A 13,512-nucleotide genomic window follows, 5' to 3' on the forward strand; every position below is an offset into this window, starting at 1 on the left:
TTGTTCCCATGGGCTATTTCTGTTTAGGTGTCGCACTTCATATTACAATCCGTCATATGTAAAACTTAAGTAAATCCTATTTTTTAAATATTTTCCATATCATTTTTCCTGTGATAGCATGATCGTATATCTGGTAAGCGGAGAGAGGATTGATAGATATATGAGTTCAGCATTTTGGCTAACCAATGCCCGGTTAGAGAGCGGTTATGAAGTTCAAGACGGCGTTATTGCGGGAACAAGGACGGAGATTCGCCATATATTCATAGAAGATGGGAAAATCGCAAAAATTGTAGCTTCGGACACAACCCTATCAGACGAGTGGCCGCAGCACGATGTGAAGGGTTTGTTGCTTCTGCCATCCTTTATCGAAAAGCACTGCCATTTGGATAAAACGCTGCTTGGTGACCGGTGGCGTTCCGTTACGCCGGTTTCCAGTATATTCGAACGTTTGGCAATCGAGAGAGCGACGCTTCCTTCGCTGGATACCTCAACGCAGGAACGTGCGGAACGGCTGCTCGATATTTACCTGGAGTCCGGCGTGACCCATGTGCGTACGCATGTGGATATTTATCCGGAAGCGGGATTAGACAATTTAGAAGCGGTTCAACAGGCATTACGCGCGTTTGAAGGAAAGTTATCTTATGAGATCGTTGCTTTTCCGCAGCATGGTCTGCTGCGCTCGAAATCAACGGAGTTAGTGAGACAAGCACTTCGCGGAGGAGCAAGCCTGGTCGGCGGAGTTGACCCGGCGACGGTGGATGGCGATATCGAAGCATCCTTGCAGGGAATGGTGGAGCTCGCCGTGGAGGCCGATGCGGGCATTGATCTGCATCTGCATGATGCCCATCATCTGGGGACCTTCACCATGAAGCGGTTAGCACAGCTGACCATCGAGGCGGGTCTGCAGGGCAAGGTGGCGATCAGCCATGCCTTCGGACTGGGTGATATTCCACCATCCCAAGCACAGGAAATGGGGGACTTGCTCGCTGATGCGGGGGTCGCCGTTATTACGAGTGTGCCCATTGGCCGGAACTTTCCGCCGGTTGGTTTGCTGCACGAGCGAGGTGTAGAAGTGGCCGTCGGATGCGATAACATTTTTGATGTGTGGTCGCCCTTCGGAAATGGGGATGTGCTGGAGCGCGCCGGCCGACTGGCCGAAATATCCAGATGGGTGGATGAACGCGCTTTAGCGCAAACGCTCCAATATATTACCGGTGGCATCACACCGCTGAATCATGATGGGGAGCAGTTGTGGCCGCAGGTCGGAGACGTCGCCAGCATCGTATTGGTCGAAGCTTCATGTTCAGCTGAAGCCGTTGCGAGAAGATCCAAACGCGTGGCGACGATGTTTCAGGGAAACATCGTTTCCGGTTCGCTTTAGGCGAATTTCATGTCCATTCGGATTAAGTTGCTGCTGTCCTATACCGGTATGCTGGTCATTAGCCTGCTGGTCTTTGTCTTGACTGCCAGTTTATTTACCATTGCGGCTACCGGCGATATTCACGGTATTCGGGATTTTTATAAAGTGCACTACCAGATTAACCCGCTCACGGAACAAGAGGAGTCCATTTTCCTCGAATTAAAATATCTTGCCAAGAACGAGCCGGATGAGCTGCAGGACAAAGAGCTTCTGACGGAATACGATTTTAAGCTGAGAACCGTACGCGCAGGACTTTACGTCCGGAGAGAAAACGACCAGGTCTTTGAGTCCAATACGATGAACCAGCCTGAACTGGAAACGAATCTGCCTCCATATGACCTGAATAATAATCAGATCCGCAATACGCTTAATATCGGTGAACGGTTCTATGCTTATGCCAAATATGATTTCCGGTATTCGGACGGGGCCAAAGGGAGCGTGTACGTGATTCGCGAGCGAAGTCCTTTCGGCGAAGTCACACGCAAGCTGTTGCCCATACTTGTCTTGAGTCTCGTTGGCATCGTTGTCGTTGCGAACGTATTGTTATATCGCTGGATTACGCGCAGCGTGGTCAAACCGCTTGACTTGCTCCGTAATTCGGCCGAACACATTAAGGAGGGGAATCTTCAGTTTTCCCTGGATATGCATTCGAAGGACGAAATCGGTCAATTGAACGAGACGTTTGAGAATATGCGGAAGCGGCTGCACGAATCGATTCAGCTCCGGCTCCGGGACGAAGAGAACCGAAAAGAGCTGATCTCCAATATTTCTCACGATTTGCGCACACCCATAACGAATATAAAGGGTTATGTCGAGGGCATACGCGACGGCGTCGCGGATACGCCGGAGAAAATGGATAAATACGTGAACATCATTTATAACAAAACCATCGAACTGGATAAACTCGTGGATGAGCTGTTTCTCTATTCCAAGCTGGATTTGAAGCAGGTGCCGTTTATGATCGAGCATGTCGATATCATCGGTTTCATTGACGATTGCATCGATGAGCAGCGCTATGTTTTGGAGGAGAAGGACATTTTGCTGGAGTGGAAGGAACGCCCGGGTGATCCTGTCGATGTCATTGCCGACCTGGAGAAATTAAAGCGAACCGTGCTCAACATCATTGGAAATGCCCAGAATTTCATGGACAAGCAGCAAAAAAACATAGGCGTATCGATCCGGCTATCTCCGGAATGGGTAACGGTTGAGATTCGGGATAACGGCACGGGCATCGCACCGGAAGCGATCCCTCATATATTCGAAAGATTTTATCGTGCGGAGCCATCCCGCAATTCCGCAACGGGCGGCAGCGGCCTGGGGCTTGCCATTGCCAGCCAGATCATCGAGGGACACGGGGGTGCCGTCTGGGCGGAGAGCGAGCTGGGCGTCGGCACCAGCCTGTACTTTACCCTCAAACGAGCGAATATGAAGGAGGCACTTTAATCCATGACGGCACGCATTCTCATCATAGAAGACGAGACAACCATCGCTCAGTTGGAGCGGGATTATTTTGAGTTGAATGGATTTATGGTCGATCTATGCCATACAGGCAATGAGGGATTGAAGCTTGCCCTTCATGAGGACTACAGCCTTATCATTGTGGACCTTCAGCTGCCCGGTATGAACGGCTTTGAATTATGCAGCCACATCAGGAAGAACAAGGAGGTACCGATTCTGATCGTATCCGCCAAGAATGAAGAGATCGATAAAATCCGTGCTTTCAATCTCGGTGCCGACGATTACATTACCAAGCCGTTCAGCCCGAGCGAATTAGTCGCAAGAGCCAAAGCCCATTTGATGAGATATGTGAGGCTTATGGGCAAGCAAAGCCCAAGTCCAAGCTCAGAAATTCATATTCGCGGTTTGGTCATCGATAAATCGGCGCGAAGGGTGTTCGTACGCAATCAGGAGGTCGCGTTCACCACCCGGGAGTTTAAATTGCTGGAATTTCTGGCTAGTCATCCGAACCGGGTGTTTAACAAAACGGAACTGTTTGAACGGATATGGGGCATGGATTCCAGCGGAGATATCGCGACCGTAACCGTTCACGTCCGAAAGCTGCGCGAAAAAATGGAGCTGGATCCATCCAATCCGCAGTACATTGAAACGGTCTGGGGGGCTGGCTACCGCTTTTCGGTTTAAATAATTTAGAAATTGTTAATAAAAGTTTTCGAAACGCTTAATCCCGGCTTTCTTGGGAGTTTAGGACTCTCCTCTATCATGGAGATATGACAATCAAAGCTCATATTTCAACGATTTAGGGAGGGTTTACCAATGAAGACATATTCTAATAAACTGGCGGCCATAATGGTGGCAGCTGCTCTGGGAACGGCTTCGCTGCCGTTACAAGTTCTGCAAGTCGAGGCTGCGGGTGCTCCGCTGGCTGTCCAAGATATAGAGCAAGCCACTCAAGTATTGTCCCAGCTTCGCGTGATGCAGGGTTACCAGGATGGTTCGATGGGGATAACCAGCACGATCACGCGGGCAGAGCTGGCGAAAATGCTTGTGCTTGCGATTGGTCCTGAAGGCAAAGGGGAGACAGAGCCTAGCTTCACGGATGTGAATCCAAACGCGTGGTATGAGCGGTACGCATCTGAGCTGGTGGCGCAAGATATTATGCAGGCACCGGGCGGACGTTTTGACCCGCGGGGAACCGTTACCCACGCCGAGCTGGTACACATGGTGTCTAAAGCACTGAAACGAGATGCCAAGTCCGTGGATTACTGGGCAAAGCGGTTCTATTCCGAGGACGGCCAAGCCACTCGTGGTCAAGCTGCCTACTTGATCAGCATTGCCCATGAGGCGGTTGCATCAGAAAAAGCCAAAATCACCAGTGTCCGCGCACTGAATGCGATAACCCTGATCGTCACTTTTGATGCTCCATTGACCGCGGACAATGAGGCGTTTGCCAAAGCCAAAGAAGATTTTAAATTTAACAACGGACTTGAACTCACCAACATGCCGCGTTTGAAGACGGGCTCGATATCCACTTACATCGTCCCAACCTCCGTTCAAAAACCGGGTACATCGTATTCGCTTACCTATAAAGGGAAAACAGCAGGTACATTTACAGGTAATAGCACGAAGTTGGACATGACAGAGGTTAGACAAGCGGCTCAGGATACGTTTGAGTTGGAGGCACTTAAAGCGAACGGCGTCGTTGACTACGGTTATGTTATTTCCGCTTATAGCGGAGGCCGCGGAGACAATGCATTCGTATTGGATGAGAACAACAGCGCGGATGGAAAAGTCTATCAGATCATCTCGTCTGGGCAGGGCAGAGAAGTCACGATTACGCCTGCAGGCGGACAACCTATCGTGGCCAAATACGTACCATTCACCCAGTCCACGGATGGCAAACAAGAACCGAAGTTCCGTTTGCCTGAAGGCCAGGCACTGACGCCTGGTGTTACCTATACCGTTACCTCCGATTGGGCACAGATTGGGAATCCGACTTTCGTTGCGAAGAGTTTCGAACCGCTGGATATCATCGGTGCCGCGGCGATCAGTGAAAGCTCTGTTTCCATTACATTGTCCGAGGACCCTGGAGATGAGCTGTTCTCCGGCCGGAGTGTGGAATTGATTGACACAGAGGGCGGTAAACTTATGGCAACCTATAAATATTCAAGCCGCAAAGGTGCAATAGGCGTGTTTGATCTTACGCAGGAAGGCAAACTGAAGGCAGGAACGACCTATACGATTCAACCGGTCGGCAAATGGGCAGACGAAACTAAGGCGGTTCTGACCGTGAATTAATAAACAGTGGGAAAATGAATACCCCATATGATAAGGATGAGCTCAAAAGCTCGTTCTTTTCATATGGGGTTTATTGCATATGATAGAAAAGCATTTTGTCATTTGTGACATTCGCGGTTAGCGATTCATTCCACAACATCAGAAAAAATTCCAATTAAATTGTTATTTCAGTAGTCGAAACGCCCGGGAAGTGGGTATTAATGGTTAAACGGTTGACAACCTGTATATACATGTATATGATTTTCGTATATGCAACCTGTATATACAAGATGACGAGGAGGACAAAGTTTCATGTTGAACCCAGAAACCCAGTCTTACGATTGGTGGAGAACTTCAACGGTTTATCAAGTATATCCGAAGAGCTTCAACGACACGACCGGCCAAGGTACCGGCGATATACGCGGGCTCATGGAGAAGCTGGATTATATAAAAGGACTTGGCATCGACATTGTGTGGCTCCAGCCGGTGTATGTTTCTCCGCAAAATGATAACGGTTACGACGTAGCGGATTATTGCAGCATAGATCCTGCGTACGGGACGATGGACGATTTCGATGAACTTGTGGCCGAATTAAAAAAGCGAGACATGCATCTGATGATCGACATCGTTGTGAATCATTCATCGACCGAGCATCGATGGTTTAAAGAAGCGGCTTCCTCACGCGATAATCCGTATCGCGACTATTACATCTGGCGGGATCCCGCAGAAGACGGCGGCCCGCCTAATAACTGGCAATCCAAATTCGGAGGGCCAGCTTGGCAGTATGACGAGGGGACAGGGCAATATTATTTAACTTTGTTTGACAAAACGCAGGCAGACTTGAACTGGGAGAACGAGAAGGTCCGCGCAGAGGTTGTGGATATCCTCACCTATTGGGCGGAAAAGGGAGTCCGCGGATTCCGGATGGATGTCATCAATCTCATATCGAAGGATCCCGGTTTTCCCGATGACGACGGCTCCGTGGCTCCGGGCGACGGACGCAGGTTTTATACGGATGGCCCCCGAGTGCACGAATACATTAAGGAATTGAACGAAAAAGTGTTCAAGCCTTACAATCTCGTCACGGTGGGAGAGATGTCCTCCACAACTTTGGAGCATTGCATTCGATACTCGAACCCGGAGGAGAATGAGTTCTCCATGACGTTCAACTTCCACCACTTGAAGGTAGACTATCCCAACGGGCAAAAATGGGAGCTCAAGCCTTATGATTTCGAGGAGTTGAAAAGAGTGCTCTCCGATTGGCAAATCGGCATGCAGAAGGGCGGCGGTTGGAATGCCCTCTTCTGGAACAACCATGATCAGCCGCGAGCGCTGACCCGGTTCACCAATGACGGCGAATACCGCACGGAAAGTGCAAAGATGCTGGCCACGACGCTTCACGGGTTACAAGGCACGCCTTATGTGTATCAAGGCGAAGAAATCGGCATGCCCGATCCGAAATGGAATGATATCTCCGAGTTTCGGGATGTTGAATCTTTAAACATGTACACCATTCTCCAGGAGCAGGGTAAAACGCCGGAAGAGGCTGCCCACATCGTCAAAGTGCGCTCGCGCGACAACTCCAGATTGCCCATGCTGTGGAATGCTGGCGACCAAGCCGGATTCACGACGGGGACGCCCTGGATCAAGATCGATGAACGGTATCCGCTGATCAATGCGCAATCCGAAGTGGAGGATCCGCAATCGATCTATCATCATTACCGGAAGCTGATTGAATTGCGAAAGAACATTCCGGTTATTACGGACGGTGAATATGTTCGCCTGGATGAAGGTCATCCCGAAATTTATGCGTATGCCAGAACGAACAAGGAGCAGACGCTTGTTGTCATTTCCAATTTCAGCGACCGCGATGTTTCGTTCGAGCTTCCGAAGACGATGATAGACAATCTGACCGAAAGTCGGTCGGTTCAACTATTAATCGGCAACACAACGAAAGAACCGGACCTTACTCCAATCGTTGCACTTCGACCGTATGCATCCTATATGTGGCTTATTCATAACAACTAAATTCATAATGTCAGGAGCGAGAGTTATGGCCATTGATCGCAAAAACGTGGAGCGCATTGTCGAGGCAGTCGGCGGAAAAGACAATATCGAAGCCGCCACGCATTGCGTTACCCGATTAAGATTTGCCCTTGCGGACGACAGCAAGGTGGACTCCCAAGCCCTTGAAGCGAACGATCTGGTGAAGGGGCAGTTCTCGTCCCAGGGACAGTTTCAGGTCGTGATCGGACCGGGCCTTGTCGACCAGGTTTACGATGAAATGATGGACATCACCGGCGGAGCGAGAGTTTCGAAGGATGAAGTGAAGAACATTGCGAGCAAGAAGCAAAATCCGCTGCAGCGGGCGATCAAGACGCTTGCGGATATATTCATTCCGATCCTGCCGGCCATCGTCATGGCGGGTTTGCTGCTTGGTATCAACAATCTGCTTACGGGACCGGGCATTTTCTATGAAGGACAATCGTTGATTCAGGTCCATCCCGAGTGGGCGGACGTTGCCTCGATTATTAATCTGATTGCAAGCACCGCCTTTACTTTCCTTCCCGTTCTGATCGGATGGTCGGCGGTAAGACAGTTCGGCGGCAACCCGCTGCTCGGGATTGTACTGGGCCTGATCCTGGTAAATCCGAATCTGCTCAGCGCTTACCAGTATGCCGATGCCAAGCTGGAGGGCACGGTTCCCGTCTGGAACCTGTTCGGCTTCGAAGTGGAGAAAATCGGTTATCAAGGCCAAGTACTGCCGGTCCTTGTCTCGGCTTATATTTTGGCCAAAATCGAGAAGTTCCTGAATAAACGCGTCCATGACTCCATTAAGCTGCTTGTTGTGGCCCCCGTAGCCCTATTGGTGACCGGGTTCCTCGCGTTTGTTCTGGTGGGACCGATCACGTTTGCCATCGGCAACGTCCTCACTTCAGGTCTTGTCAGCATTTTTGATTCCTTTGCCGCTCTGGGCGGCCTGATCTACGGCGGACTGTATGCGCTCCTTGTCATCACGGGGATGCATCATACCTTCCTTGCAGTGGACATTCAGCTCATCGGCAGTGAGGGCGGAACGTTCTTGTGGCCGATGCTGGCATTGTCTAATATTGCGCAAGGTGCCGCAGCGCTGGCCATGATGTTTATCATGAAGGAACAGAAGGCGAAAGGACTTGCCGTTACCTCTTCCATCTCCGCCTTCTTGGGGGTAACAGAGCCGGCCATCTTCGGGGTCAACGTTCGTCATAAATATCCGTTTATTTTCGGCATGGTCGGATCCGGAATTGCCGGTGTGCTGCTGGCTGTGAACAACGTTCTGGCTTCATCGATCGGCGTGGGCGGGATTCCGGGATTCTTATCGATATTCCCTAACCAGTGGGGCGTCTTCTTCCTCGGCATGGCGATTGTATTGGTCATTCCGTTCACAGGGACATTGCTGTTCGGGCGTTACCAGTTGTCCAAGCAGTCTCGACGTACAACAGAAGGGAGTCCTGCTGGCTTGGATGCAACAGAACAAGCTGTTCCACCAGCATCGAACGGCAGTTTTCAATCCGAGTCGTTTGACTCGTCAGCACCGGCGAATAGTCCGACTACGGAAGCGGCGCAAGCAGCCGAGGTAGATATCATGGCGCCGATTAAAGGGAAGGTGGTTCCCCTGTCTGAGGTGCCGGATCCTGCCTTCGCCGATAAACAGATGGGACAGGGCATTGCCATCCTCCCGTCCGAAGGAAAAGTGTATGCTCCATTTGACGGTCAGGTCGCGCATCTGATCAAGAAGAGCAGACATGCGATTATTTTGACGGATACGAACGGAGTTCAGATCCTGATTCACGTCGGAATCAACACGGTCTCCTTGAAGGGAGAGGGATTCACGGCTCACGTGGAAACAGGTGCGGAGATAAGCAAGGGGCAGCTGCTGCTTGAATTCGATATGGATCGGATCCAGGAAGCCGGTTTACCCGTCATTACGCCGGTCATTATTCCAGATGGGCAGGAACACATTCAGAAGGTTACGGAGTTTGAAGGCGATGCGTTTCCAGGCGAAACGAGAGTGCTTCAGGTGACTCTCGGTAATGGAAGCTGACAGTTCCGATGCAGCATGTAATAGCCGCTGGAAAATGGTACAATAACTGATGGTGATAAAGGATGACGAACAACATTTATTGGACGCTATACAAAGATTATGCCGACAAAATCGAAATCGGCGCTCTGCAGCCCGGCAGTAAGCTGCCCTCGGAAAACGAGCTTGCGGCAACCTATCAAATCACTAGGGAAACGGTACGTAAGGGACTCAATTTGCTGGCTCAAAACGGTTATATTCACAAGGTGAAAGGTAAAGGTTCTTTTGTGCTGGATACAGGCAGAATGAACTTCCCGGTAACGGGGCTCATCAGTTATAAAGAGCTAGCGGAACGGTTAGGCCGAAAGAGCCGAACGATTGTATATGAGACGGAATGTGTTCCGGCCGGGGAGGGAATTGCAAGGGAGCTTCAAATTCGTCCGGATCGCCTTGTATGGAAGGTCATCCGTGCCAGGGAAATCGATGGGGAGCGCATTATTCTCGATATCGATTATTTGCTTGCCGACATTGTAACGGGTCTTACGAGAGAGATTACCGGCGATTCTATCTATCAATACCTGGAGCAGGAGCTCCATCTGAAAATCAGCTATTCGAAAAAAATGATCTCCGTTGAACGAGCTACTACGATGGACCAGTCCCATATGGATCTTGGAAACGATACTCATGTCGTCGTAGTCCGGGGCTACGTTCATCTGGAAGATACCACGCTTTTCCAGTATACAGAATCGAGGCATCGATTGGACAAATTTCAGTTCGTTGATTTTGCAAGAAGAGAAACCCATCATGTTTTTGGAGAGCAATAGAAGTGATTATGCAGCCGCGAATTCATCGCGGCTTTTTTATGTTGTCTTGACAGGCTTACCGGGAAAATGGTTAACGGGCGGTGCGCTGGAGAATAGGAGGAAGGAAAGAGGAAAACTCCTTCTTGATGTTGAAGCTATCTAGTAGTAGTTGTCCGATAATCAAGGTAAAGGAGTCGATAGGACATGGACTTGGGACTGACAGGAAGAGTCGTGTTAATTACCGGAGGAAGCAGAGGCATTGGCCTTGAAACCGCAGTTGCGTTTGCGTTGGAAGGTGCCCAGGTTGCTATTTGTGCAAGGGATGAGGCGCAGTTAAAAGCTGCGGCAGACCATATTCGACAAGCAGCGGATATCAAAACGCTAACCATCGCAGCGGATGTTACGAAACCTGAGGACTGCATACGAGCCGTAACCGAAACTGTCCGCCACTACAGACGGCTCGATATTCTGGTGAACAATGCCGGAACCGCTGCTGCTAGGCCATTTGGGCTGATCGACGACGAACAATGGGCATCGGATCTGGAACTCAAGCTGTTTGGCGCGATTCGATTTGCCCGTGCAGCTGTCCCCCATATGAGAGAGTCCGGCGGGGGCGCGATTATTAATGTCACGACTTCCTGGGCCAAAACACCGCCGGCTGCATCCATGCCCAGCAGCGTCAGCCGCGCGGCAGGGCAAGCCATGACCAAGGCCATGAGTCACGATTTGGCGAAAGACCAGATCCGGGTAAACACCGTATGCATCGGAACGATACGCAGTGCACAGCTTGAAGCGCGTTGGAAACGTGAATCGCCTGAACTCACTTGGGAACAGTATGCCCGGGACCCGCGCCATAACATTCCGCTCGGACGTATTGGAAACACGGAAGAAGCGGCAAAAGTTATCGTATTTATGGCATCCGATGCTGCCTCCTATGTTACAGGAACTTCCATCAATATTGACGGGGGGGCGGCTCCGTCTTTGTAAGCTGTTAGCAATTAATAACGCGGGAGGTCTTGGATGTGAGGCATGAGGTCGTGATTGGAATCGACGGAGGCGGATCGCAAACACGCGTCATGGTCAGCGATCTAAATGGAAATATTCTCTCTTATGCCGTTGGCGGAGCCTCCTCGGTCCATAAAGACAGGAATGCACCTGAGAATGTTCAGCAAACCATACGCATGGCACTTACCATGGCAGGCTGCAAATTGGATCACGTCAAGGGTCTGTGTGCGGGAATAGCGGGTTACGAGTCAGATCAAGACATGGAGTGGGTAACTCGTTTAACCGCGATCGAAGGACTCGATTGTCCGAAATGGTACGTGAACGATTCCGTTGTCGCGCATGCAGGTGCATTCATGGGGAATCCAGGAATCGTTGTTGTGTCGGGGACGGGATCCATAATTCTGGGAATAACCGAACAAGAGATTCCAATTAAAAATGTGGATTTTCACCATTACGCCGCCAGCGCAGCGAGATTTCTATCTTATGATGCTGTGTATCAGATGTTGGCCGGGAATATTCATCCATCCGATGAATCGTTGGTCCTTCAAATCCAATCCTATTGGGGAGTCGAAAATAGGGACCAGCTTCGAATGCTGGCGGTTGCGGGCTTTATAAAAGATCGACAAGAGCGGGACAAGAAATTCGGGGAGATGGCTCCACTTATCACGACAGCGGCTGAAGCTGGAAGCCCATTAGCTCGGAGCGTATGCGATGAAGCCATGAAACAGATCATGGTAGGCGTTGAGATTCTAGGTTCTTTTTTTCAGTCGGATCATGTACCGGTAACCGGCATCGGGAGTGTCGTAAACTGCGCTTACATGAAATCGAAGCTGATAAACAGCTTGCAAACGGGCATCAACAAGCGATATGAATTTCACAACCCTCAATTATCCGCCGCCGCCGGTGCTGTACTTATGGCATTTCGCAGTTTGGGTCTGTTGGTGGATTCCCATAGGGTTGAATCCATGCGCAGGCACCCTCATGCTACATGGTAGAATTCAGCTTTTTCATAATTTATATTATGTAAACTGTGGGACCGTGTGTGGTAACAGGTCCAGTTGCCTAATAACGTTATTCTCATAAGGATGTCGTAATTTTATATATGATTTGTCGCATAGTTGGACTAAAAAAATGAGCGAGATGTGATACCTTATATGTGGATGTCATGGCAGCTAAGTTCGTATCCGGAGACCGAAGAGATGTCGTGGCAGAATTACATACATAAAAGCCCGCCTGCTCTTTAAGGCGTTATGGATAGGCAGGACTTTATATCTGAAGTTATTAAAAAACTTAATGAAAAGTGATGGTGATGATCCATGTCTAAAGTGTATCGTATTGGAATTATCGGCTGTGGCGGTATCGCAAACGGGAAGCATCTGCCGAGCTTAAGCAGATTGAACAACGTGGAGCTCGTGGCATTCTGTGATATCGTCCTTGATCGCGCGGAAGCTGCAGCTAGCAAGTACGGGATTGAGGAAGCCAAAGTGTATAGCGACTATAAAGAGTTGCTGCAGGATCAAAGCATCGATATCATTCATGTTCTGACGCCTAATGACTCGCATGCCGAAATTTCCATTGCTTCCCTTGAGGCAGGTAAGCATGTAATGTGCGAGAAACCGATGGCAAAAACGGCTGCGGATGCCAAGCGGATGATGGAAACCGCGAAGCGGACAGGCAAGAAATTGACGATCGGATACAATAACCGATTCCGTGAAGACAGTCTTTACCTGAAACAAGTATGCGAAGCCGGTGAACTCGGAAATATTTATTTTGCCAAGGCCCATGCCGTACGGAGAAGAGCGGTTCCAACTTGGGGCGTCTTTTTGGATGAGGAAAAACAAGGCGGCGGGCCGCTTATCGATATCGGTACGCATGCTCTCGATTTGACCCTCTGGATGATGGATAACTACAAACCGAAGATCGTCCTCGGCACCACTTATCATGAATTGTCTCGAAAGGAAAACGCGGCAAATGCATGGGGGCCATGGGATCCGGAAAAATTCACCGTTGAGGATTCCGCATTCGGTATGATTGTAATGGAGAACGGCGCGACGATCATGCTGGAATCCAGCTGGGCGCTCAATACGCTGGATATCGATGAAGCCAAATGTACGCTGAGCGGTTCGGAAGGCGGAGCCGACATGAAGAACGGTCTTCGCATCAACGGCGAGAAATTCAGTCGTCTGTATACAAACGAGATCGAATTGAATTCCGGCGGAGTGGCATTCTACGACGGGAAGAAGGAGCAGGCTCCGGATGTTGAGATGAGAAGATGGATCGAGGCGATCGATCAGGATAAGGATCCTGTCGTAACCCCGGAACAAGCTTATGTCGTATCTCGAATTTTGGAAGCTCTCTATGAATCCGCAAAACTCGGCAAAGCCGTTTATCTGGACTAATTTTAGATTTATATGATGATTGAATCATGCAAAAGTGAACTGCACCCCCATTGTTAGACACATCTAACAGTTGGAGGTGCAGTTTTTTTA

The 13,512-nt window shown here is 49.9% G+C and carries 10 protein-coding genes; all 10 read left to right on the forward strand.

From position 1 onward, the window contains the following. Window positions 1-160 precede the first annotated feature (160 nt). The 10 genes from DP091_RS30515 (at window position 161) to DP091_RS30560 (ending at window position 13,422) form a co-directional block, all read left to right on the forward strand. Window positions 161-1,381, forward strand: coding sequence for an amidohydrolase (locus tag DP091_RS30515; RefSeq protein ID WP_113061762.1), 1,221 nt, complete (start codon window positions 161-163; stop codon window positions 1,379-1,381). Between the two features lie 9 nt (window positions 1,382-1,390). Beyond that, complete coding sequence (locus DP091_RS30520) at window positions 1,391-2,863, forward strand: sensor histidine kinase (RefSeq protein WP_113061763.1); 1,473 nt, start codon at window positions 1,391-1,393, stop codon at window positions 2,861-2,863. 3 nt (window positions 2,864-2,866) lie between these two features. Continuing rightward, the gene (locus DP091_RS30525) at window positions 2,867-3,562 is read left to right on the forward strand and encodes a response regulator transcription factor (RefSeq protein WP_113061764.1); all 696 of its coding nucleotides are present in this window, start codon (window positions 2,867-2,869) and stop codon (window positions 3,560-3,562) included. A 132-nt stretch (window positions 3,563-3,694) separates the two neighbouring features. After that, window positions 3,695-5,176: an S-layer homology domain-containing protein gene (locus DP091_RS30530; RefSeq protein ID WP_113061765.1), complete on the forward strand. Its 1,482-nt coding sequence runs from the start codon at window positions 3,695-3,697 to the stop codon at window positions 5,174-5,176. Window positions 5,177-5,467: 291 nt separating this feature from the next. Further along, a complete protein-coding gene (gene treC, locus DP091_RS30535) occupies window positions 5,468-7,183 on the forward strand; it encodes an alpha,alpha-phosphotrehalase (protein WP_113061766.1) in 1,716 nt (571 codons plus the stop codon). A gap of 25 nt (window positions 7,184-7,208) precedes the next feature. Continuing rightward, on the forward strand, window positions 7,209-9,239 hold the full coding sequence (gene treP / locus DP091_RS30540) for a PTS system trehalose-specific EIIBC component (protein ID WP_113061767.1): 2,031 nt from the start codon (window positions 7,209-7,211) through the stop codon (window positions 9,237-9,239). A 62-nt stretch (window positions 9,240-9,301) separates the two neighbouring features. Next, entirely contained in the window at window positions 9,302-10,039 is a 738-nt protein-coding gene (treR, locus tag DP091_RS30545; RefSeq protein ID WP_113061768.1) for a trehalose operon repressor, read from the forward strand. A 183-nt stretch (window positions 10,040-10,222) separates the two neighbouring features. Next, the gene (locus DP091_RS30550) at window positions 10,223-11,005 is read left to right on the forward strand and encodes an SDR family NAD(P)-dependent oxidoreductase (protein ID WP_113061769.1); all 783 of its coding nucleotides are present in this window, start codon (window positions 10,223-10,225) and stop codon (window positions 11,003-11,005) included. 35 nt (window positions 11,006-11,040) lie between these two features. Next, window positions 11,041-12,018: an N-acetylglucosamine kinase gene (locus DP091_RS30555; protein ID WP_113061770.1), complete on the forward strand. Its 978-nt coding sequence runs from the start codon at window positions 11,041-11,043 to the stop codon at window positions 12,016-12,018. Between the two features lie 321 nt (window positions 12,019-12,339). Then, the gene (locus DP091_RS30560) at window positions 12,340-13,422 is read left to right on the forward strand and encodes a Gfo/Idh/MocA family protein (protein ID WP_113061771.1); all 1,083 of its coding nucleotides are present in this window, start codon (window positions 12,340-12,342) and stop codon (window positions 13,420-13,422) included. Window positions 13,423-13,512 lie beyond the last annotated feature (90 nt).

Source organism: Paenibacillus sp. MDMC362 (assembly GCF_003269305.1).
Lineage (GTDB): Bacteria > Bacillota > Bacilli > Paenibacillales > Paenibacillaceae > Paenibacillus_AQ.